This is a genomic window from Streptomyces sp. NPDC043870 (assembly GCF_056435785.1).
On record NZ_JBWKDT010000007.1, the window covers coordinates 254,509 to 276,750 of the forward strand.

The window sequence follows — 22,242 nt, forward strand, 5'->3', positions numbered from 1 at the left end:
GTGCAATAAGATCTTTGCTCTCGGTGCAATGTTGCGGGGATGCGCGGTGGACGAGGAGGGGACGGGTGGCGGAGGACTTCAGACGGCTCGCCGACGAGATCGCGGCGCACATCGCGGAGGGGCGGCTGCGTCCCGGCGACCGGCTGCCGCCACAGCGGATGTACGCGCGCCGGCGCCGGATCGCGCCCTCGACGGCGATCCGGGTGTACGGCGAACTGGTGCGGCGCGGCCTGGTCGTGGGCGAGGTGGGGCGCGGGACGTTCGTACGGGCGGCGCCCCCGCTGCCCGGGTCCGCGCTCACCGAGGCGACCGGCGGCGCCCCGGTCAACCTGGAGCTCAACTACCCGGTCGTGGCCGGGCAGCCGGAGCTGATGGCACGGGAACTCGCGGCCCTGGCCCGCCCGGACGTGCTGGGCGAGGCGACCCGGCCGACCGCTCCGGAGGGCACGCCCGGGGCGCGGCGCGCCGCGGCCGCCGTGCTCGCCAGGAACGGCTGGTCCCCGGACCCGGGCCGGCTCCTCTTCGCGGGCAACGGGCGCCAGGCCATCGCGGGCGCGATCTCCTCGCTGGTACCGCCCGGCGGCCGGCTCGGCGTCGAGTCACTGACGTATCCGCTGGTCAAGACGGTTGCGGAGCGGCTGGGCGTCAGCCTTGTCCCGATCGCCCTGGACGAGGAGGGGCTACGGCCGGACGCGCTGGCCGCGGCCCACCGCTCGGCGCCGCTCGCCGCCGTGTACGTACAGCCGACCCTGCACAATCCGCTGGCCGTGACGGCGGGCGAGGCACGGCGGGCCCATCTGGCGGCGGTGCTCGACGAGTTGGGGCTCACCGCGATCGAGGACACCACCTGGGCGTTCCTCGCGCCCGATGCCCCGGCGCCGCTCGCCGCGCACGCCCCCGAGCGGACGCTGCTGGTGGACAGCCTCTCCAAGAGGCTCGCGCCCGGGCTGACCGTGGGCTACCTCGTCCCGCCCGCCGCGCACCGGGAGGCGGTGGCGCAGGCCCTGCGCTCCGGCGCGTGGACCGCGGCCGGGTTCAGCCTGGCGGCGGCGGTGCGGTGGAGCGAGGGCGGTGTCGTACGGGCGGTGGTCGAGGCCAAGCGGGCCGATGCGGCGGCCCGGCACCGGCTGGTCCGGGAGGTGCTGGACGGCTTCGACATCAGCACCGACCCGCGTGCGTACTACTGCTGGTGGCGGCTGCCCACGCCCTGGCGCGCGGAGACGTTCGTCGCCGCGGCGGCGGAGGCGGGGGTCGCGGTGACGCCCGGTTCCGCGTTCGCGGTCGGCGCGCACACGACACCGGACGCGATCAGAGTCGGCCTGGCGTCGCCGCCGGAGGACGTGCTGGCGGGGGCGCTGAGGCGGCTGGCCGCCGTTGCTTCGAGTACGGCAAGCGGCTGCCGGCGCAGCCGCTGAGCGGTGTCGCCTCGCTCGCGCTGCCCCGGGATGATCTCCGGCACCGACGCGATCGCGGTGCGCCCGACCGCTCAGGGCACCCCTGCCGCCTGATCCACTTGCCGCGTGGGCCGCGTGGGTGTCCGCTGGTGGATGGAGAAGTGCCGGATAAGTGGATGGAGCGGAAGGAACTCTGCCATGGCTGCACACACGGCGGTGCCGGCGCGGCACCAGAGTGCCCTCGGCGTCGCGGTCCCCGCCGTAGTCGGCGTCCTCTACGGCCTCTACACATCCTTCATTGCCCGTACGTCCGGAGAGTCGGCCGGCGCACAGTTCGCGATCGGGCTCATCTCCTGTCTGGTGCTGGCAGGGCTCTGCTACGCCCTCGGCCGCTACCAGCACCGCCTGCCACGAGGGCTGCGCGCGGCGGCGTACGCGGTCCTGGTCGGCACCGCCGTCGGCTATCTGAACAGCCTGTCCGGCGACAGCATCCTCACCGCGATCGTGCTGTCCGTGATCATCGCGGCGGCGACGTTCTGCGTGATGTTCTACACCTTCTACGTGCACGAGGCCTGACGCCTTCTACTTCTGCTTCTACGTGCACGAAGACCGACCCCCTGCCCCTTCGGGGTTCCACGAGGCGCGGCCGCCCGATTCGAACCGGCGAGTGGCGGACGAAGCCGGTCGGGTCGGAAGTGGAGTGAGGGGCGGCGGAGGGCCGGGAGGTGGAGGGACGGGCGGCGGTCTGTGGTGCACGGGGGTGACCACGGGCCGCCGCCGTGTTCTCCTAGTGGATCAGAGCTGCCGTCGCCATCAGTCGAAGCGCAGGTCCGCGAGCTGGCGCTCGAAGTCCGTCACCTCGTCGGCGTCGTTCGCCTCCCGCGCCGGCCGGGCCGCCATCAGCCCGGCCAGCTCGCCGCCCGCGCGCCGGATGCGTGCGGGCAGACCCTCGGTGTACTCGTCGCCGCCCGAGCCCCAGTCCTCCGACGCCGCGTACACGGCGGTCGGGACGACCAGCGCCCGCAGGTACGCGAAGAGCGGCCGCAGGGCGTGGTCGAGGACGAGCGAATGGCGGGCAGTGCCGCCGGTCGCCGCGATCAGCACCGGCTTTCCGGTCAGGGCCTGCAGGTCGATCAGGTCGAAGAAGGACTTGAACAGACCGCTGTACGAGGCCGTGAAGACCGGCGTCACGGCGATCACCCCGTCCGCGTCGGACACCGCGTCGATCGCGGCGCCGAGCGCGGGCGGCGGGAAGCCGGTCACCAGGTTGTTGGCGATGGCGACGGCCAGGTCGCGCAGTTCGACGACCTCGACCTCCACCTTGCGGTCCTGCTGGGCGAGTTCGTCGCGTACCGCCTCCGCCAGCCGGTCGGCCAGCAGCCGGGTCGACGAGGGGCTGCTCAGCCCTGCCGATACGGCGACGAGCTTCAACTGCTCCATGGTCAGGCCTCCTTGTCGGTGGTGCGGCGGGCGGCGACGGCCGGGTGGACGGGCGCGTCCGGGACCCCGGCGGGCCGCAGGTTCGCGAACTCCTTGCGCAGCACCGGGACGACCTCCTCGCCGAGGATGTCGAGCTGCTCCAGGACCGTCTTCAGCGGAAGGCCCGCGTGGTCCATGAGGAACAGCTGGCGCTGGTAGTCGCCGACGGCCTCACGGAAGGTCAGGGTCCGCTCGATGACTTCCTGCGGCGAGCCGACGGTCAGCGGCGTCTGCTCGGTGAAGTCCTCCAGCGACGGGCCGTGTCCGTAGACGGGTGCGTTGTCGAAGTAGGGGCGGAACTCGCGTACCGCGTCCTGGGAGTTCTTCCGCATGAACACCTGTCCGCCGAGGCCGACGATGGCCTGTTCGGGGGTGCCGTGCCCGTAGTGCGCGTACCGCTTGCGGTAGAGCTCGACCATTCGCCTGGTGTGCTCCATCGGCCAGAAGATGTTGTTGTGGAAGAAGCCGTCGCCGTAGTAGGCGGCCTGTTCGGCGATCTCCGGGGAGCGGATGGACCCGTGCCAGACGAACGGCGGGACGCCGTCCAGCGGCCGGGGCGTGGCGGTGAAGCCCTGCAGGGGTGTGCGGAACTTGCCTTCCCAGTCGACGACGTCTTCCCTCCACAGCTTGTGGAGAAGGGCGTAGTTCTCGATGGCGAGCGGGATGCCCTGGCGGATGTCCTGGCCGAACCACGGGTAGACCGGTCCGGTGTTGCCGCGGCCCATCATCAGGTCGACGCGGCCGTCGGCGAGGTGCTGGAGGTACGCGTAGTCCTCGGCGATCTTCACCGGGTCGTTGGTGGTGATCAGCGTCGTGGACGTGGACAGGATCAGGTTCTCGGTCCGCGCCGCGATGTGCCCCAGCAGGGTCGTGGGGGACGACGGCACGAACGGCGGGTTGTGGTGCTCACCGGTCGCGAAGACGTCCAGTCCGACCTCCTCGGCCTTCAGCGCGATCGCGACCGTCGCCTTGATCCGCTCGTGCTCGGTCGGGGTGCGGCCGTTGGTCGGATCGGTGGTCACGTCACCGACGGTGAAGATCCCGAACTGCATCGCGCTCGCCTCCAGTGTGGCAGTTGGTTGAATCTTAAACTGTCACCTGGAACGAGGGCCACTCCGGTTCTATTCCGCCCGTACTCTGGAGCGACGTACCCGGACGAAGAGGAGGTGGCGGTGAGCGAGAGCGAGCGCTGGAAGGAGCGCGGTGTCGCCCTGCGCGTCTTCGTGTACGTGTTCGCGACGCATCTCTTCGCGGGCTTCGTCTGGCTGCTGTTCTACGTGGGCGAGCACGCCCAGAAGTGATCGGTGCCGCTGATCGGTGCCGCTGACCGCGGCGGCGGATCAGAGGTCGCTGCTGTCCAGGTCCAGATCGAACGGGGCGGGCAGGTGCAGCGTGGTCCCAAAGGGGTGGGGTCCGTCGACGCGGGTGTAGCCCAGGCGGCCGGGCTCCGCGAACAGGGTCACGCTCTGCTCGATACGGTCGACCAGGAGGTAGAGCGGCGCGCCGTACTCGGCGTACCTGCGGCGCTTGACGACCCGGTCGGTTTCGGCGTTGGACTCCGACGTGACTTCGACGACCAGGAGGGTCTGGTCGGGGAGGAGTGCGCCGCCGCCCTTCGCCAGTTCTTCCGGTACTACGGCGATGTCGGGCACGTACCAGTTCTGTGAGCCGGGCAGGTCCAGATTCCCGGAGCCCTCGACGCATCCCAGTTCGTCCACGCGGTCCTCGAGCTGTCGGCGTACGAGCTTCGCGGCGCGTTCGTGGTCCCACGAGGGCGACACCGGCTCAATGATCCCTTCGATGACCTGGGCGCGGTCGCCCCGGATGTTCTGGACGGCGTACTTCAACGCACGCTCGGGATCGATGCCCTCGTTGTAGTCGGCCGGTGCGGTGGTCATGCCGCCTGCTCCCTCCGGGTCGCGGGTGACTTCACGCGTCCACGCTCCCACAGAAGTGTCCTGGCGTGGATGCGGCGCGTATGTCCTGATCCACAGCGCACGATTGCCGTTCGATCAGCAGTTCAAAGCGACCGCATATGCCAGTGGATACGCCCAGAAGCGATCGGCCCGCCCCGGCCCGGCTCCGGCGGCCACCAGTAGAGTTCCGGTCCGTGAGCTCCGATCCCCGCCCGACCGGCCCCGCCGTCTCCGTCGCCTTCGTTGTCGGGGTTGTCGGGATCGGCGCCGACGGCTGGACCGGGCTCCCCGACGCCTCCCGCGCCGCCCTGCGCGCCGCCGACGTGATCATCGGCGGGGCGCGCCAGCTGGACCTGCTGCCGTCGGCCGAGTGCCCGGGCGAGCGCGTGACCTGGCCCTCGCCGCTGCGGCCCGCCGTGCAGGGGCTGCTCGCCGCGCACACCGGGCGTCGCGTGGCCGTCCTCGCCAGCGGCGACCCCATGTTCTACGGGATCGGCCGCGCGCTCGCGGAGGAGCTCGGCGCGGACGCCCTGCGCGTGCTGCCCCACCCGTCGTCCGTGTCGTACGCCTGCGCCCGCCTCGGCTGGCCGCTGGAGGACACCGAGACCGTGACCCTGGTCGGCCGGCCCCTCGGCTCGCTCGCGGCGGCGCTGCACGACGGGCGGCGAGTGCTGGTGCTGAGCGCGGGGGCGGACACGCCGGGCGAGGTGGCGGAGCTGCTGCGGGAGCGGGGCTACGCGCCGAGCCGGATGCACGTACTGGAACAGCTGGGGTCCGTACGGGAACGCCACGTCACCGGCACCGCGGACGGGTGGGCGCACGCCCCCGGCGACCCCCTCAACCTCGTCGCCGTCGAGTGCGTACGGTCGCCCGGCGCGCTGCGGCTCCCCGCCGTGCCCGGCCTTCCGGACGAGGCGTACGAGAACGACGGCCAGCTCACCAAGCGCCACGTGCGTGCCGCGACCCTGGCCGCGCTCGCGCCGGCGCCCGGGGAGCTGCTGTGGGACATCGGCGGCGGCTCCGGGTCGATCGCGATCGAGTGGATGCGGGCGCACCGGTTGTGCCGGGCGATCACGGTGGAGCGGGACCCGGTGCGGGCCGAACGTATCGCCCGCAACGCCGAGACGCTCGGGGTGCCGGGCCTGCGCGTCGTGACCGCTGCCGCGCCGTCGGGGCTCGCCGGACTCCCCGTCCCCGACGCGGTGTTCATCGGCGGCGGGCTCACCACGCCCGGACTGCTGGACGCCTGCTGGGCCGCGTTGCCGGCCGGGGGCCGGTTCGTCGCCAACACCGTGACCCTGGAGTCCGAGGCACTGCTGGCCGACCGGTACCGGCGCCACGGGGGCGAGCTCGTGCGGCTCGCGGTGGCGCACGCCGTCCCGGTCGGCGGCTTCACCGGCTGGCGCCAGGCGATGCCCGTCACCCAGTGGTCCGTCACCAAATCCCCTCCAGGAGAACCCTCATGACCGTCCACTTCATCGGCGCGGGCCCCGGCGCGGCCGACCTGATCACCGTGCGGGGTGCGCGGACGCTCGCGGCGTGCCAGGTCTGCCTGTACGCGGGCTCGCTCGTCCCGCGCGAACTGCTCGCCGAATGCCCGCCGGACGCGCGCCTCGTCGACACGGCCCGGCTCGACCTGGACCAGATCGTCGCCGAGATCGTCCGTGCCCACGAGGAGGGCCACGACGTCGCCCGGCTGCACTCCGGCGACCCGTCGGTCTTCAGCGCGGTGGCGGAACAGATGCGGCGGCTGGACGCGGCGGGGATTCCGTACGAGGTCGTGCCGGGCGTGCCCGCGTTCGCCGCGGCGGCGGCCGCGCTGAAGCGGGAACTGACCGTCCCGACGGTCGGCCAGACGGTCATCCTCACCCGCATCGCCCAGCAGGCCACCGCCATGCCGGAGGGCGAGGACCTGGCGACGCTCGGCCGCAGCGGCGCGCTCCTGGTCCTCCACCTGGCGGCGCGCTACGTCGACCGCGTCGTCGCCGAGCTGCTTCCGCACTACGGCGCCGACTGCCCGGCCGCGGTCGTCGCCATGGCCAGCCGCCCTGACGAGGTGGTGCTGCGGGGCACGCTGGACGACATCGCGTCACAGACGAAGGCCGCGGGCATCACGAAGACGGCGGTGATCATCGTCGGCCGGACGCTGGCGGCGTCGCAGTTCAGGGACAGTCATCTGTACGATCCCGCGCGCGACCGTCACGTCTGCGCCGACTGACACCTGGACGTGCCGGGCCCCGCCCGCGTCTCCTGAGCCTCGAACTGCCTCGCGTCCCGCGGGCGTTCGGGCCCCGATCGTCCGTGGGGCCGGGCTCAGGGGGCCGGTCGGGGTCGTCGACGGCTGACACCCCCGTCGCCCGCGCCTGCACCACCCCCGACGTGTCCGCGGATGACCTGTGCCCTCAGTCCGGCGCGCACCCTCGCAGGATGTACGCGACCACGTCGTCCAGCCCGTGCTCGGTCATCTCCGGCGGCAGCAGGCCGCTCACCGCCATGCTGGCGTAGCCGTGCAGCGTCGTGAAGAACGGCAGGGCGACGCGTTCCACCGGCCCCTGCCGGACCTCGCCCCGGCGCTGGCCCTCGCCGATCAGTTCGATGGTCCGTTCGGCCCAGCTGTGGCCGGCCGTGCGCAGCGCCTCCGACGCCTCGGAGCTGTGTTTGATCGAGTACATCAGGTCGAGCAGCTCGGCGTTGGCCGTGGCGAAGCCCACGTAGGCGCGGGCCGTGGCGTCCAGCCGCTCGGCGAACGACTCGCCTGCCCGTTCCTGGGACGCCGCGAGCACCTCGGCGAGCCGCTCGAAGCCGGCCAGCGCCAGCGCGTCCAGAAGGGCCTGCTTGTCCTTGAAGTGGCGGCTCGGAGCGGCATGGCTGACTCCCAGGTCGCGGGCGAGCTCGCGGAGGGACAGGGCTGTCGGCCCCTTCTCCCGCAGCGTCTCCTCGGCGCGGGTCAGCAGCGCGGCGCGGAGGTCTCCGTGGTGGTAAGGGCGGGTGTGCATGGCCGTCAGTGTATCCGGGATGTAACCGCCGCCAACATTGTTGTCGCTGTCACTATTGTTGTCGTTGACAGCATTGTTGGCGATGCCTACATTGAAGGCATGGCTACTGAACCCAGCAAATGGAACGTCACCCGCATCCCCGACCAGACCGGCCGTACCGTCGTCGTGACCGGCGCCAACAGCGGACTCGGGATCGCTACCGTCGAGGCGCTTGCCGGCGCGGGCGCCCACGTGGTGCTCGCCGTGCGGGACCCGCAGCGCGGCGAGGCCGCAGCCGCCACCGTGCGGGGGAGCGTGGAGGTGCGCCGGCTCGACCTGGCCGACCTCACCTCCGTACGCGAGTTCGCCGCCGGCTGGCACGGCGATCTGGACCTGCTCGTCAACAACGCCGGCGTCATGAACGTCCCGGAAGCCGCGACCAAGGACGGCTTCGAGATGCAGTTCGGCACCAATCACCTCGGCCACTTCGCCCTGACCAATCTGCTGCTGCCGCACATCACCGACCGCGTGGTGACCGTGTCGTCCGGCGCGCACCGGATGCCGGGCAGCCCTCGCATCCACTTCGAGAACCTCAACCTGACCGGTGAGTACGCCCCCATGACGGCCTACAGCCAGTCGAAACTGGCCAATCTGCTCTTCACGCTGGAGCTCCAGCGGCGGCTCGCCGAATCGGGCTCGCCCGTACGCGCCCTGGCGGCACATCCCGGCTGGGCCGCCACCAGCCTCCAGGGACACGACGCCAGTGCCCTGCGCCGCGCCGTCATGCGGGTGGGCAACCGTTTCGTGGCCCAGGACAACCGGGCCGGTGCGCTGCCCACCCTGTATGCCGCCGTCCAGGACCTGCCCGGTGCGAGCTACGTCGGCCCCGACGGCCTGGGCGAGATGCGCGGCGCCCCGACCCTGGTCGGCCGCTCGGCGGCGGCCAGTGATCCGGCGTCCGCGCGGCGCCTGTGGACCCTCTCCGAGGACCTGACCGGCGTCGCCTTCCCCGAGCCTGCCGCGGTGGCGAGGGGCTGAAAGGCACGGTCCCGCGTCAGGCTCGTGCCGCCGCCCAACACAGCGCCTCCTGCGGCGTCGTCGCCACCGGCACGCCCGCCGGGACCGGTGGGCGGCGGACGACCACGACCGGGATGCCCGCGTCGCGGGCGGCGGTGAGTTTGGGGGACGTCGCCGCGCCGCCGCTGTCCTTGGTCACGAGGACGTCGATGTCGTGGCGGTGCAGAAGGTCCCGCTCGCCGTCGAGGGTGAAGGGGCCGCGGTCGAGGAGTACCTCCATCCGCGCCGGGTGCGGGGGCTCGGGCGGGTCGACGGAGCGGACCAGGAACCACACCCCGTCAACGGCGGCGAAGGCCGCCAGTCCCATGCGGCCCGTCGTCAGGAACACCCGGCGGCCCAGGCCCGGCAGCGCCTGCGCGGCGGCCGGCAGGGAGTCGACGACGTGCCAGTCGTCGCCCTGAACCGGGGCCCACCCGGGCCGGCGCAACGCCAGCAGGGGAACATGGGCCTGGTCCGCGGCGAGCGCCGCGTTGAAACTGATCGTCCCGGCGAAAGGATGGGTGGCGTCGATGAGCACATCCACCCGCTGCTCGCGCAGCCAGTCGGCGAGCCCCTCCGGCCCGCCGAAGCCGCCGATGCGCACCTCGCCCCGGGGCAGCCTCGGCGTGGCGACCCGGCCCGCGAGCGAGGTCGTCACCCGCTCCCCGCGGGCGTGCAGCGCCTCGGCGAGGGCTCGGGCCTCGGTCGTACCGCCGAGGATGAGGATGTGCATGGGGGACCTTCCGTGAGCGGGCCCGCGGTCACGGGCGGGCGCAGCGCCCAACTCAAGCACACCGGCCTCCGGCCGGGATGGACCACCGGCGCCTGCGCGACCGCGGCGACGACCGCCGCGTACACCGCGCTGCTCACCGGCGACTTCCCGGACCCGGTGACGATCACGCTGCCGAAGGGGCAGACCCCGGCTTTCGCGCTGGCCGCGGAGGAGCTGACGGACGGGTACGCCATGGCGGGCATCGTCAAGGACGCGGGCGACGACCCGGACGTCACACACGGCGCGCTGGTCCGTGCGACCGTACGGATCCTGCCGGCGGGGGCGGGGATCGTGTTCCGGGCGGGGCCGGGCGTGGGTACGGTCACCCGGCCCGGGCTGCCGCTCGATGTCGGCGAGCCCGCGATCAACCCCGTGCCGCGCCAGATGATGCGCGACCACATCGCCGAGGTCGCGGCCCGTCACCGTGGCACCGGCGATGTCGAGATCACCGTCTCCGTCGACCACGGCGAGGAGATAGCCCGTTCCACGTGGAACCCCCGCCTCGGCATCCTGGGCGGGCTGTCCGTCCTCGGTACGACCGGGATCGTCGTCCCGTACTCGTGCTCGGCGTGGATCGACTCGATCCGGCGGGGGGTGGACGTGGCGCGGGCCGCCGGCCGTACGCACGTCGCCGGGTGCACGGGCTCGACGTCCGAGAAGACCGTCGTCTCGCTGTACGGCCTCCCCGAGGACGCCCTGCTCGACATGGGCGACTTCGCGGGCGCGGTGCTCAAGTACGTACGCAGGCACCCGGTGGAGCGGCTCACCGTCTGCGGCGGCTTCGCGAAGCTGTCGAAGCTGGCGGCCGGTCATCTGGATCTGCACTCCGCCCGGTCGCAGGTGGACAAGGGCTTCCTGGCGGAGCTGGCGCGCGAGGGCGGGGCGGACGAGTCGCTGGCGGCGGAGGTCGCGGCCGCCAACACCGGACTCGCCGCTCTGCAGTTGTGCGCCGCGCGCGGCGTGCCCCTGGGCGATCTCGTGGCCGCGACCGCCCGCGACCAGGCGCTCGGAGTGCTCCGGGGCGCGCCGGTCACGGTGGACGTGGTGTGCATCGACCGCGCGGGCACGGTCGTCGGGCGTTCGTCGCCCAAGGGGCCCTGACCACCGAAAGGGCCGCCACTCCCCTCCGCCCGTAGCCGCGCCTCTCCGCCCGTTGGGGCGCCTCTCCGCCCGTAGCCGCGCCGCTCGTGCACGGCCGGCTCCCGATCGGGCGGGCCACCCGGACGGACCCCCCGTTCCGCCCGGCCGGATCACCCGCCGGGCGCTGTCGGCCCCGGCGGGCGAGGCTGCTCCGTGGAGGTGGGTCATGGAGCAGGTGACAGCGGACGTGTGTGTCGTGGGCGCCGGATTCGCGGGACTGGCGGCCGCCGGACAGCTCGCCCGGGCCGGGCGCGAGGTCGTGGTGCTCGAGGCCAGGGACCGGGTGGGCGGCCGGGTGTGGAACCGGGAGCTGCCCGACGGCACCGTGGTCTCGGCGGGCGGGACGTGGCTGGGAAAGGGCCAGGACCGGATGTTCCAGCTCTGCCGGGAGCTGGGGCTCGAGGTGTACCCGCAGTACGACGAGGGCGACCGCATCGTGCGCCTCGACGGCGTCAACCACCGTTACCGGGGCAACATCCCCAGCACCGGCCCGGCCGCGCTCGCCGCACTCGGACTGGCGCTCCTGCGCCTGAACCTGATGGCGCGGCGGCTCCCGGCAGACGCCCCCTGGAAGGCCCGGCGCGCACGGGAGTGGGACGCCCGGACGCTCGGGCAGTGGCTCTCCCATCCGCTCAACGTGCCCTCGGCCACCGCCCACACCCTCCTCAGGTCGACGATGAATCTGCTGTTCTGCGCCGACCCGGCGGAGGTCTCGCTGCTGGGCGCACTCGTTCTGGCGCGTGGCGGAGGCGGCTTCGGCTACTACACCGACTCCCGGAAGACGGAATCCCATCTCGTGCACGGCGGAGCCCCCGAAATCGCCCGGCGGATGGCCGAACGCCTGGGCGCGGCGGTGCACCTGTCCAGCCCCGTCCGGCAGATCGTGCAGAACACCACCGACGTGCGGGTCGTCTCCGAGGCGCTCGCCGTACGAGCACGACGGGTGATCGTGGCCACTCCGCCCGTGCTGGCGGGCCGGATCTCCTTCGACTCGCCGCTGCCCGCCGCGCACAGCCATCTGCGGCAACGGGTGGTGCCCGGGGCGATCATCCGGGTGCTCACGCAGTACCCCGAGCCGTTCTGGAGGGGGCAGCAGCTGTCGGGGCAGACGCTCGCACCGCAGTCGCCCCTCCCGATCACCATCGACCAGACCCCGCGTTCGGGGCGGCCAGGAGTGCTGAGCAGCTATGCGTACGGGCCCGGGGCCGTCCGGCTGGGTCGCCTGGACCCCAAGGAGCGGCAGAGGGTCTTTCTGGGCGCGCTCGCCGAGCGCTTCGGCGCGGAGGCACGCCGTCCCACCGCGTACCTGGAGACCGACTGGTCCGGCCAACCGTGGTCGCTGGGCGGGATGGTCGCCCATTTCCCGCCGGGCGCGCTGACCAATTACGGCAGCGCGCTGCGCGAGCCCGTGGGCCGGATCCACTGGGCCGGCACGGAGTCGGCGACGCTGATGCACGGACTGATGGAAGGGGCGGTGCGCTCCGGCGAACGAGCAGCCCGCGAAGTCCTGGCCGCGAACTGACCGGCCGTGCCCGCCCCCGGCCCCGCCCCGCGCTCGCGACGAAGAGGGGGCCGACGGGGCGCGGGCCCGCGCCAAGTGCCGGACAGACCAAGCGCCGGACAGGCTCAGGGCCGGACAGACCAAGTGCCGGACGGGCCCAGGGCCTGTCCGGCGGATCCTGCCGGGTTCGTCCGCGAGGCCCTGTGACTCGCTGATCCGGCCTGATCCGGCCTGATCCGGCCTGATCCGGCCTGATCCGCCGGACACTCCCTAACCGGGGTACGTGCGCGGGGTCCAGACGATCTCCTCGCCGGCCCCGGCGCCCGACCACCTCCTGACCGTCCTGGTCTGCGAGGAGCCGACCAGCAGCAGCGTCCTCATGTCGACCACCGCCGGGTCCAGTTCGCCGAGGCGCACGATCCGTACGCTTTCCTCCGGGCCGCCCACGTCACGCGCGACGACGACGGGGGTGTCGGGGGCGCGGTGCTCCAGAAGCAGTTCGCGGGCCTTGGCGACCTGCCAGGTGCGGCTGCGCGAGCCGGGGTTGTACAGGGCCAGTACGAGATCCGCCGCGGCCGCGGCCCGCAGGCGCTCCGCGATGACTTCCCACGGCTTGAGCCGGTCGGAGAGGGAGATCGTCGCGTAGTCGTGGCCGAGCGGGGCGCCCGCGCGGGCCGCCGCGGCGTTCGCCGCGGTGACGCCCGGCAGGACGCGTACGGGAACGTCCGCGTACGGCTCCTGGGAGGCGGCCTCCAGCACCGCCGTGGCCATCGCGAAGACCCCCGGGTCACCACCCGAGACCACCGCCACCCGCCGCCCGCGCCGCGCGAGGTCCAGCGCGAACTCGGCGCGCTCCGACTCCACCTTGTTGTCGGAGCCGTGCCGCCGCTGGCCGGGCCGTACCGGCACCCGGTCCAGGTAGGTCGTGTAGCCGACCAGATCGTCGGCGGAGGCGAGCGCCCCTCGCGTCTCGGGCGTCAGCCACAGCGGCCCCGCCGGGCCGGTGCCCACGACGACGACCTCGCCCTGCGGACGCGTCTTCGGCCGCACCTCGTCGATGCGGCTCGGCAGCACCGCCACCGAGAAGTACGGCACGGACTCCGGATCCACCTCGGCCAGCGGCTCCGTACGCTCGCCCGGCATCGTCGCCCGCTCCACGTACCGCGCGTCGTCCAGCCGCCCCGCGCGCTCCAGCGCCCGGCGCACCGCCGGGAAGGTCCGCCCCAGCTTCATCACCACAGCGGAGTCGGTCGAGGCGAGACGGGCCGTCAGCTCCTCCTCGGGCAGCGTGCCCGGGATGATCGTCAGCACCTCCTCGGCCTCCACGAGCGGCTGTCCGAGCCGGGCCGCGGCCGCGCTGACCGACGTGACCCCGGGGATCACCTCGGTCGGGTACCGGTGGGCCAGCCGCTTGTGCATGTGCTGGTACGAGCCGTAGAAGAGCGGGTCGCCCTCCGCGAGCACGGCCACGGTCCGCCCCGCGTCGAGATGCGCCGCGAGCCGCTCCGCGGCCTCCTCGTAGAAGTCGTTGAGCGCGCCGCGGTAGCCGCCGGGGTGATCGGTGGTCTCGACCGTGATCGGGTACATCAGCCGCTCTTCGATGTGGTCGGAGCGCAGGTGCTTCGCCACGATCGAGCGCGCGATGGAACGGCCGTGCCGTGCGCTGTGGTACGCCACGACGTCCGCCTCGGCGATGACCTCCACCGCGCGCAGGGTCATCAACGACGGATCGCCGGGCCCCAGCCCGACGCCGTAGAGCTTCCCGGTCACGTCGCTCACTCCGCCTCACTCGCTATCGCGTTGATCGCTGCCGCGGCCATGGCGCTGCCGCCGCGCCGCCCGCGCACCACCAGGTGCTCCAGGCCCGAACCGTGCACGGCGAGCGCGTCCTTGGACTCGGCCGCGCCGATGAAACCGACCGGCACGCCGATGACGGCGGCCGGGCGGGGCGCGCCCTCCTCGATCATCTCCAGGAGCCGGAAGAGTGCGGTGGGCGCGTTGCCGACGGCGACGACCGCGCCGTCGAGGCGGTCGCGCCACAGCTCCAGCGCGGCCGCGCTGCGCGTCGTACCGAGTTCGGCGGCGAGCGCGGGCACGGACGGGTCGGAGAGCGTGCATATCACGTCGTTGTCCGCGGGCAGCCGCTTGCGGGTGACACCGCTGGCGACCATCTGGGCGTCGCAGAGGATGGGTGCGCCGGCACGCAGGGCCGCGCGTGCGCGGGCCACCACGCCGGGCGAGTAGGCGAGATCGCGGACGAGGTCGGTCATGCCGCAGGCGTGGATCATCCGCACCACGACCTGGCTGACGTCGGCGGGCAGCGCGGCGAGATCGGCCTCGGCGCGGATCGTGGCAAAGGACTGGCGGTAGATCTCCGCGCCGTCCTTCTCGTAGTCGAACACTGTGCTCTCGCTCATCTCGTGACGGTCTTCGTGGCGGTCTTCGTGGCGGTCGTCGGGACGGTCGTGGTCCGTGCCGCCGCGACGGCGTCGGCCAGTCCCCGGTCTGTCGGTACGCCGGTCGGCCCGTCGACCGGTACGCCGGCGCCGGGCACGGTCACCCGGTACGTGCCGTCCGCCGTGGCCAGGACGTCCACGTACTGCCCGTGCGGATGTCCGCACCGTCGCTCGCAGCCGGACCAGTACACGGGCAGGCCGCCCCGGCCGGGTGTCGCGTCGGTCCGTACGTCGGCCAGCGACTTGGCGCATCCGGGCCGGCCTGTGCAGGCGCCGACGCCGTACCAGGGGGAGTCGGCGCCGGTGATCAGCCCGGCCTCGCCGAGCTGCGCCAGCCGCTCCTCGGCCGCCGCGCGGTCGGCGAACCCGGGCACGACGACTCCGCGCCACGGCGTGAGCCGTACCTCGTCCGCGGGCGCGGGCAGCAGCGCGCGGACCTGCGCGACGGTGAGCCGTCCGAGCGGGGCGGCGACGGAGAGGGCCCAGCCGCCGGGCCCTTCGACGACCCCGGGCCGGGGTTCCGCCTCACGGCCGAAGGCCGTACGGGGGTCCGGGGGCGTGCCCCCCACGCGGCGGAGCCGCAGATCGACACCGCCGGGGAGGGGCGGAGCGGGCAAAGGTTCCGCAGCAATGCCCGCCCGTTCCAGATGCGCCCCCACGGCAATGTCCTGCCCACCGGGCAGCTCCCGCACCCGCCACGCCCCCGTGCCCGCCGCGGCCGCCGCCGCGAGGAAGGCTTCCGAGGCGGCGAGGGCCGCGCGCGGGGCATCGGCAGCGCGGACGCGAAACGCCTGGTCCCCGACGCGTACGAGCGCCGAGCCGCCGGTCTCTGCGAGCAAGGTCACATCCGCACCGAGGCCCGCCACATCCCCGCGCCCGTCGTCCAGGGCGAACAGGAACCGCCCGGACAGCCCGGCCGCCCAGTCGCTCGCGCACAGCAGTACGTCCAGTTCGCGCGCCCACAACTGGACGTCGCCGTAACCGAGTCCGTCGAGTCCGGCGAGCGGTGAGGCCAGCACGTTGCGCACCCGCTCGTGCGTGTCCGAGGGCAACAGCCCGGCCTCCCGCAGCACTCCCGCGAGCGGCGCCCCGCACCCCTCGCCGAGGCCGCGCAGCTCCGCGTTTCCCCGGGAGGTGATGCTCAGCGCCCCGTCGCCGAGCCGCTCCGCCGCAGCGGCCAGGGCTTCGGCCTGACGAGCCGTCAAGAAGCCTGCGGGCAACCGGAGTCGGGCCAGCTGCCCGTCGTCCGCCGCGTGGAGCCGCAGCGCGCCCGGGCATGCGTCTCCCCGGTCCCGAATGCGGGGTTCGTCCCGGTCCGGGGGTGTTGGCGGTGTGGGCGGCATGGCGGCGAGCATACCCACGTCATTCCAGGTGGCCGCCCTGCCGGCAAGGGCCAGCCTCTACTATGCAGAACGGCACGGGGTCCCAGGGCCCTAGGGAGGAAGCCCGGTGAGAATCCGGCGCGGTCCCGCCACTGTGAGCCGGGCCCCCGGGACCCGGCAAGTCAGGAACTCCCGCCGTCCTACGACCACCCGGGGCGCGGACACCCCGAGGAAGGCCTGCGCACGCGATGACGCACGCGACGATCCTGCTGCTGTCGACCTCTGACACCGACCTGCTCAGCGCCCGCGCGGCCGAGGGCAACGACGGCCCGGTGGCGTACCGCTTCGCCAATCCCTCCCGGCTCCCGCTCGACGAGCTGCCGGCCCTCCTCGACGGCACCGACCTCGTCGTCGTACGGCTCCTCGGCGGTATCCGCGCCTGGCAGGAGGGTCTGGACCAGCTGCTGGCCCAGGACCGGCCCGTGGTCGTCCTCACCGGCGAACAGGCCCCCGACGCCCAGCTGATGGAGGCCTCCACCGTCCCGGTCGGGATCGCCGCCGAGGCGCACGCCTACCTCGCGCACGGCGGTCCGGGCAATCTGGAGCAGCTCGCCCGTTTCCTGTCGGACACGGTCCTGCTCACCGGTCATGGCTTCGAGCCCCCGGCCCCGGCGCCCACCTGGGGCCCCCTGGAACGCGAGGCGAAGAGCACCAGCGGCACCAGCGGCCCCACCATCGCCGTGCTCTACTACCGCGCCCACCACATGAGCGGGAACACCGCCTTCGTCGGCGCCCTCTGCGACGCCGTCGAGGACGCGGGCGGCCGGGCCCTCCCGCTCTACGTGGCGTCGCTGCGCGCCCCCGAGCCGGAGCTCCTCGAACAGCTCCGCGGCGCCGACGCCATCGTCACGACCGTCCTCGCGGCCGGCGGCACCAGGCCCGCCGAGGCACAGGCCGGCGGTGACGACGAGTCCTGGGACGCGGGCGCGCTCGCCGCGCTCGACGTGCCCGTCCTGCAGGCGCTGTGCCTGACCGGGTCGCGCAGCAGCTGGGAGGAGAACGACGAGGGCCTGTCCCCGTTGGACGCCGCCAGCCAGGTCGCGGTCCCGGAGTTCGACGGCCGCCTCATCACCGTCCCGTTCTCCTTCAAGGAGATCGACGAGGACGGCCTCCCGGCCTATGTCCCCGACCCCGAGCGCGCTGCCCGCGTCGCCGGGATCGCCGTACGCCACGCCCGTCTGCGCCACATTCCGAACGCCGAGAAGCGGCTGGCTCTCGTCCTGTCCGCGTACCCGACGAAGCACTCCCGCATCGGCAACGCCGTCGGCCTCGACACCCCCGCCTCCGCGGTCTCGCTCCTGCGCCGGCTCCAGGCGGAGGGCTACGACTTCGGTACGGAGGAGATCCCCGGCCTCGCGTCCGGCGACGGCGACGAGCTGATCTACGCGCTCATCGAGGCGGGCGGCCACGACCAGGACTGGCTCACCGAGGAGCAGCTCGCCCGCAATCCGGTCCGTATCCCGGCCGCCGACTACAAGCGCTGGTACGCGACCCTGCCGCAGGAACTGCGCGAGCACGTCGAGGAGCACTGGGGCCCGGCGCCCGGCGAGATGTTCCTGGACCGCTCCCGCAATCCCGAGGGCGACATCGTGCTGGCCGCCCTGCGCCGCGGCAATCTCCTCGTCGTGATCCAGCCGCCGCGCGGCTTCGGCGAGAACCCGATCGCGATCTACCACGACCCCGATCTGCCGCCCTCGCACCACTACCTCGCCGCCTACCGCTGGATCGCGGCCTCCGCGGACGACGGCGGTTTCGGCGCCGACGCGATGATCCACCTCGGCAAGCACGGCAACCTGGAGTGGCTGCCCGGCAAGAACGCGGGCCTGTCCGCCGCCTGTGCCCCCGACGCGGCGCTCGGCGACCTTCCGCTCGTCTACCCGTTCCTGGTCAACGACCCGGGTGAGGGCACCCAGGCCAAGCGCCGCGTGCACGCCACCCTCATCGACCATCTCGTCCCGCCGATGGCCCGCGCCGACTCGTACGGCGACATCGCGCGCCTGGAGCAGCTGCTCGACGAGTACGCGCAGATCTCCTCGATGGACCCGGCGAAGCTCCCGGCCATCCGCGCCCAGATCTGGACCCTGATCCAGGCCGCGAAGCTCGACCACGACCTGGGGCTGGACGACCGGCCCGACGACGACGGCTTCGACGACTTCCTGCTCCACGTCGACGGCTGGCTCTGCGAGGTCAAGGACGCCCAGATCCGCGACGGTCTGCATGTGCTCGGCGGTGCGCCGACCGGACCCGAGCGCGTCAATCTCGTCCTGTCCATCCTCCGCGCCCGGCAGATCTGGGGCGGTACGACCGCTCTGCCCGGACTGCGTGAAGCCCTCGGTCTCGACGAGTCCGCCGCCACCCGCACCACCGCCGACGAGGCGGAGGCCGCGGCCCGCGCGCTGGTCGAGGCGATGGAGGAGGCCGACTGGAACCCGGCCGCCGTCGCCTCCGTGGCGGAGGGATACGGACAGGCCGTCGCCGACGTCCTCGACTTCGCCGCCCGCCAGGTCGTCCCGCGCCTCGCCGCCACCACCGACGAGCTCGACCACGCCGTCCACGCGCTGAACGGCGGCTTCGTCCCGGCAGGACCCTCCGGTTCGCCGTTGCGCGGCCTCGTCAACGTCCTGCCGACCGGCCGCAACTTCTACTCGGTCGACCCCAAGGCCGTGCCGTCCCGCCTCGCCTGGGAGACCGGCCAGGCTCTCGCCGAGTCGCTGCTCACGCGCTACCGCACCGACAACGGCGAGTGGCCCACCTCGGTCGGCCTGTCCCTGTGGGGTACGAGCGCGATGCGCACCGCCGGCGACGACGTCGCCGAGGCCCTCGCGCTGCTCGGCATCCGCCCCGTCTGGGACGAGGCGTCCCGCCGCGTCACCGGCCTGGAGCCCGTCCCGGCCGAGGAGCTGGGCCGCCCGCGCATCGACGTCACCCTGCGTATCTCCGGCTTCTTCCGGGATGCGTTCCCGCACGTCATCGGCCTGCTGGACGACGCCGTACGGCTCGCTGCCTCGCTCGACGAGCCCGCCGACGTCAACTACGTACGGGCGCACGCCCAGGCGGACCTGGCCGAGCACGGCGACGAACGCCGAGCCACCACCCGTATCTTCGGCTCCCGTCCGGGCACGTACGGCGCCGGTCTGCTCCAGCTGATCGACTCCCGCGACTGGCGTACCGACGCCGACCTCGCCGAGGTGTACACGGTGTGGGGCGGGTACGCGTACGGCCGCGGCCTCGAAGGCCGCCCCGCCCGTGACGAGATGGAGACGGCGTACAAGCGGATCGCGGTCGCCGCGAAGAACACCGACACCCGCGAGCACGACATCGCCGACTCCGACGACTACTTCCAGTACCACGGAGGCATGGTCGCCACTGTCCGTGCGCTGCGCGGCACCGCCCCCGAGGCCTACATCGGCGACTCGACCCGCCCCGAGACGGTCCGCACCCGCACGCTCGTCGAGGAGACCTCCCGGGTCTTCCGCGCCCGCGTCGTCAACCCCAAGTGGATCGAGGCGATGCGCCGCCACGGCTACAAGGGCGCCTTCGAACTCGCCGCGACCGTGGACTACTTGTTCGGCTACGACGCCACGACCGGTGTGGTCGCCGACTGGATGTACGACAAGCTCACCGAGGCCTACGTCCTGGACCCGGAGAACCGCGAATTCCTCCAGCAGGCGAACCCCTGGGCCCTGCACGGCATCGCGGAGCGCCTGCTGGAGGCGGAGTCCCGCGGCATGTGGGAGAAGCCCGACCCGGCGGTGATCGCGGCGCTGCGCGAGGTTCTCCTGGAGACGGAGGGCGACCTGGAGGGCGGCGACGACTGAGGCAACTGCCTTCCGCCCCAAGGGAATTGGCAGGATGGGCCGCGCCTTGATCGCCTGGCGTGCGGGCCATGGACGACGACGTGACGGCGGCGCCCCCGCGCGCCGCTGGAACTCCGGTCCCCGAGATCAACCGGTTCCCGTTGGTCGCCTTCTGGCAGACCTCGGTCGACATGGCCGTCTCCTACGGCGTCCAGGCTCCGCACGGCCACCGCTACGGCGCCGCCCCGGTCGACGGCTGGGCGGCCGTCGTCCCGCCGTCCGGCTGGACGGCCCAGGACAGCCGCCGGCTCCGTGCCTGCTTCGCCGGGCGCAAGCCGCCGTACTGAACGCGGCCGTGGGCGAAGGCACCGCAACCGGCCGGGGGCTCCGCGCGACGTAAGACTTCCGTCACCACGTCAAGTGGTCCACAGGGACCTCCGGCCCGCTTCAATGGGCCTCATGAACACTTCAGTGCTGCGGAAGCCCGTGATCGCGATCGGCCTCGCGGTCGTCGCCGTGCTGGTCGCGGCAGGGCTGTACTGGTTCCAGCCGTGGAAGCTGTGGCTGGACGAGACCGTACGCGAGGAGCTTCCCGTGGCGGTGGCCCCGTCCGCGCCCGGCAAGCCCTCCGCGGCCGGCGATCCGTCCGCCCCCGCCGCGCCCAGGACCCTCGCCACGGGCACGTTCATCAGTCATGAGCACGCCACCAAGGGCACGGTCAGGATCGTCGAGCTCGCCGACGGCTCCCGCGTCCTGCGGCTGGAGGGCCTGGACACCAGCAGCGGCCCGGACCTCCGGGTCTGGCTGACCGACGCGCCCGTGAAGGAGGGCGCGGCAGGCTGGCGGGTCTTCGACGACGGCGCGTACGTCAGCCTCGGCAAGCTCAAGGGCAACAAGGGCGACCAGAACTACGCACTGCCGGCCGACGTCGATCTGAGCAAGTACTCCAGCGTCAGCATCTGGTGCGACCGCTTCGACGTCTCGTTCGGCGCGGCGGAGCTCTCGAAGGCGGCCGCGTAGCCTGAGAGGACGATGAACACTTTCACCACGTCATGGGGCGACCTCGGGCTCAGCCGCTTCCCCGAGGACCCCCGTGACCAGCTCAGGGCCTGGGACGCGTCCGACGAGTACCTGCTGCGCCACCTCGCGGGCGAGACGGCGCTGCCCCACCTGGTGGGCGAGGCGGGCGCGGAGGATCCGAAGCCCGCGAATCTGTCCGGCACCGTCGTCGTCCTGGGCGACCGCTGGGGCGCCCTGGCCACCGCGCTCGCCGCGCACCGGCCCGTACAGATCACCGACTCGTATCTGACCCAGCAGGCGACCCGCGCCAACCTCGCCCGTAACCGCCCCGGTGAGGCAGCGGGCGTCCGGCTGCTGTCCACCCGGGACACGCCCCCGGACCGTATCGACGTCCTGCTGGTCCGCGTCCCCAAGAGCCTCGCGCTGCTGGAGGACCAGTTGCAGCGGCTCGCCCCGCACGTCCACCCCGGCACCCTCGTCGTCGGTACGGGCATGGTGACGGAGATCCACACCTCCACGCTGAAGCTGTTCGAGCGGATCATCGGCCCGACCCGGACCTCGCTGGCCGCGAAGAAGGCCCGGCTGATCTTCTGCATCCCGGACCCGGCCCGTACGGAGTCCGGATCCGGTGCGGGGGAGTCCTGGCCCCGCGGCTACGACCTGCCCACGGACATCGGAGTGATGTCGGGGCGGCCCGTCACCAACCACGCGGGCATCTTCTGCGCCGAGCGCCTCGACATCGGCACCCGCTTCTTCCTGCAGCATCTGCCGCGCAGCCGCGGCCCGGTCCGCGTCGTGGACCTGGGCTGCGGAAACGGTGTGGTCGGTACGGCCATGGCGGTCGCGAATCCCGAGGCGGAGGTGCTGTTCACGGACGAGTCGTTCCAGGCGGTCGCCTCGGCCGAGGAGACCTTCGGGGCGAACGCGGGACCGGACGGCCGGGCCGAGTTCCTGGTCGGCGACGCGCTGTCGGGCGTGGAGCGCGAGTCGGTCGACCTGGTGCTGAACAATCCGCCGTTCCACACCCACCGCGCCCTCACCGACAGCATCTCCTGGCGCATGTTCACCGGGTCACGCGCCGCGCTGCGCCCCGGCGGTGAGCTGTGGGTGATCGGCAACCGCCACCTCGGCTACCACGTCAGGCTCCGCCGCCTCTTCGGCAACTGCGAGACGGTCGCGAGCAATCCGAAGTTCGTCGTCCTGCGGGCAGTGAAACAGCACTGAGCCGCTTCCGATTCGTGCGCTCTCTCGTCAGGGCATGAAAACGGGCCCGGGGGGGGGGGGGGGCGGGGGGGGGGGGGGGGTGGCGGGGGGGGTGGTCGGGGCCCAGGGGTGTTTCCGCCGCTGTTTGGTA

The 22,242-nt window shown here is 73.0% G+C and carries 20 protein-coding genes and 1 riboswitch; of the genes, 12 read left to right on the forward strand and 8 right to left on the reverse strand.

Annotated elements, in window-relative coordinates; translation table 11 throughout:
* The first annotated feature begins 65 nt into the window (after positions 1-65).
* Together AC0699_RS12595 and AC0699_RS12600 are read left to right on the forward strand one after the other, a co-directional pair.
* Positions 66-1,415, forward strand: a complete 1,350-nt coding sequence (locus AC0699_RS12595) for an aminotransferase-like domain-containing protein (protein WP_478659053.1) — start codon at positions 66-68, stop codon at positions 1,413-1,415.
* Between the two features lie 177 nt (positions 1,416-1,592).
* Positions 1,593-1,970 carry a hypothetical protein gene (locus tag AC0699_RS12600; protein WP_478659055.1) on the forward strand — a complete coding sequence of 126 codons (378 nt, stop codon included), beginning with the start codon at positions 1,593-1,595 and terminating at the stop codon, positions 1,968-1,970.
* Positions 1,971-2,207: 237 nt separating this feature from the next.
* Here the strand turns inward: AC0699_RS12600 and AC0699_RS12605 are convergent, their stop codons facing one another.
* Together AC0699_RS12605 and AC0699_RS12610 are read right to left on the reverse strand one after the other, a co-directional pair.
* On the reverse strand, positions 2,208-2,834 hold the full coding sequence (locus tag AC0699_RS12605; RefSeq protein WP_478659057.1) for an FMN reductase: 627 nt from the start codon (positions 2,832-2,834) through the stop codon (positions 2,208-2,210).
* Positions 2,835-2,836: 2 nt separating this feature from the next.
* On the reverse strand, positions 2,837-3,925 hold the full coding sequence (locus AC0699_RS12610) for an LLM class flavin-dependent oxidoreductase (protein WP_478659060.1): 1,089 nt from the start codon (positions 3,923-3,925) through the stop codon (positions 2,837-2,839).
* Positions 3,926-4,045: 120 nt separating this feature from the next.
* Between AC0699_RS12610 and AC0699_RS12615 the strand changes: the two genes are divergently transcribed.
* The gene (locus AC0699_RS12615) at positions 4,046-4,174 is read left to right on the forward strand and encodes a DUF6126 family protein (RefSeq protein ID WP_451078336.1); all 129 of its coding nucleotides are present in this window, start codon (positions 4,046-4,048) and stop codon (positions 4,172-4,174) included.
* Positions 4,175-4,213: 39 nt separating this feature from the next.
* On the opposite strand, the gene AC0699_RS12620 is transcribed toward AC0699_RS12615, so the two are convergent.
* Entirely contained in the window at positions 4,214-4,771 is a 558-nt protein-coding gene (locus tag AC0699_RS12620; protein WP_478659063.1) for a Uma2 family endonuclease, read from the reverse strand.
* Positions 4,772-4,983: 212 nt separating this feature from the next.
* Here AC0699_RS12620 and cbiE point away from each other — a divergent pair, with 212 nt between their 5' ends.
* Positions 4,984-6,255, forward strand: a complete 1,272-nt coding sequence (gene cbiE / locus AC0699_RS12625; RefSeq protein ID WP_478659065.1) for a precorrin-6y C5,15-methyltransferase (decarboxylating) subunit CbiE — start codon at positions 4,984-4,986, stop codon at positions 6,253-6,255.
* Entirely contained in the window at positions 6,252-7,007 is a 756-nt protein-coding gene (cobM, locus tag AC0699_RS12630; RefSeq protein ID WP_478659067.1) for a precorrin-4 C(11)-methyltransferase, read from the forward strand. The genes cbiE and cobM overlap by 4 nt, the downstream gene beginning before the upstream one ends.
* 184 nt (positions 7,008-7,191) lie before the next feature.
* On the opposite strand, the gene AC0699_RS12635 is transcribed toward cobM, so the two are convergent.
* Positions 7,192-7,785, reverse strand: coding sequence for a TetR/AcrR family transcriptional regulator (locus tag AC0699_RS12635; RefSeq protein ID WP_478659069.1), 594 nt, complete (start codon positions 7,783-7,785; stop codon positions 7,192-7,194).
* 99 nt (positions 7,786-7,884) lie between these two features.
* Here AC0699_RS12635 and AC0699_RS12640 point away from each other — a divergent pair, with 99 nt between their 5' ends.
* Positions 7,885-8,802 carry an oxidoreductase gene (locus AC0699_RS12640; protein WP_478659071.1) on the forward strand — a complete coding sequence of 306 codons (918 nt, stop codon included), beginning with the start codon at positions 7,885-7,887 and terminating at the stop codon, positions 8,800-8,802.
* Positions 8,803-8,818: 16 nt separating this feature from the next.
* On the opposite strand, the gene AC0699_RS12645 is transcribed toward AC0699_RS12640, so the two are convergent.
* The gene (locus AC0699_RS12645; protein ID WP_478659073.1) at positions 8,819-9,553 is read right to left on the reverse strand and encodes a cobalt-precorrin-6A reductase; all 735 of its coding nucleotides are present in this window, start codon (positions 9,551-9,553) and stop codon (positions 8,819-8,821) included.
* Between the two features lie 12 nt (positions 9,554-9,565).
* Between AC0699_RS12645 and AC0699_RS12650 the strand changes: the two genes are divergently transcribed.
* On the forward strand, positions 9,566-10,693 hold the full coding sequence (locus AC0699_RS12650) for a cobalt-precorrin-5B (C(1))-methyltransferase (RefSeq protein WP_478659075.1): 1,128 nt from the start codon (positions 9,566-9,568) through the stop codon (positions 10,691-10,693).
* A gap of 205 nt (positions 10,694-10,898) precedes the next feature.
* Positions 10,899-12,254: a flavin monoamine oxidase family protein gene (locus AC0699_RS12655; RefSeq protein ID WP_478659077.1), complete on the forward strand. Its 1,356-nt coding sequence runs from the start codon at positions 10,899-10,901 to the stop codon at positions 12,252-12,254.
* 249 nt (positions 12,255-12,503) lie between these two features.
* Here AC0699_RS12655 and AC0699_RS12660 read toward each other — a convergent pair whose 3' ends face one another.
* From AC0699_RS12660 to AC0699_RS12670, 3 genes are read right to left on the reverse strand one after another with little or no spacing between them, the layout of a single operon-like run.
* Entirely contained in the window at positions 12,504-14,003 is a 1,500-nt protein-coding gene (locus tag AC0699_RS12660; protein ID WP_478659111.1) for a precorrin-2 C(20)-methyltransferase, read from the reverse strand.
* A 5-nt stretch (positions 14,004-14,008) separates the two neighbouring features.
* Positions 14,009-14,650: a precorrin-8X methylmutase gene (locus AC0699_RS12665; protein WP_478659079.1), complete on the reverse strand. Its 642-nt coding sequence runs from the start codon at positions 14,648-14,650 to the stop codon at positions 14,009-14,011.
* Complete coding sequence (locus AC0699_RS12670; RefSeq protein WP_478659113.1) at positions 14,647-16,044, reverse strand: cobalamin biosynthesis protein CobG; 1,398 nt, start codon at positions 16,042-16,044, stop codon at positions 14,647-14,649. Before AC0699_RS12670 ends, AC0699_RS12665 begins: the two co-directional genes overlap by 4 nt.
* Positions 16,045-16,088: 44 nt before the next feature.
* Positions 16,089-16,222: riboswitch (cobalamin riboswitch) on the forward strand.
* Positions 16,223-16,259: 37 nt separating this feature from the next.
* Here AC0699_RS12670 and cobN point away from each other — a divergent pair.
* The 4 genes from cobN (at position 16,260) to AC0699_RS12690 (ending at position 22,112) form a co-directional block, all read left to right on the forward strand.
* Positions 16,260-19,889 (forward strand): cobaltochelatase subunit CobN, encoded by a 3,630-nt coding sequence (gene cobN / locus AC0699_RS12675; protein ID WP_478659081.1) that lies wholly within the window; start codon positions 16,260-16,262, stop codon positions 19,887-19,889.
* 68 nt (positions 19,890-19,957) lie between these two features.
* Complete coding sequence (locus AC0699_RS12680; protein WP_478659083.1) at positions 19,958-20,215, forward strand: alpha/beta-hydrolase family protein; 258 nt, start codon at positions 19,958-19,960, stop codon at positions 20,213-20,215.
* A 112-nt stretch (positions 20,216-20,327) separates the two neighbouring features.
* The gene (locus tag AC0699_RS12685) at positions 20,328-20,888 is read left to right on the forward strand and encodes a DM13 domain-containing protein (protein ID WP_478659085.1); all 561 of its coding nucleotides are present in this window, start codon (positions 20,328-20,330) and stop codon (positions 20,886-20,888) included.
* A gap of 12 nt (positions 20,889-20,900) precedes the next feature.
* Positions 20,901-22,112: a methyltransferase gene (locus AC0699_RS12690; protein WP_478659087.1), complete on the forward strand. Its 1,212-nt coding sequence runs from the start codon at positions 20,901-20,903 to the stop codon at positions 22,110-22,112.
* The last annotated feature ends 130 nt before the right edge of the window (positions 22,113-22,242 follow it).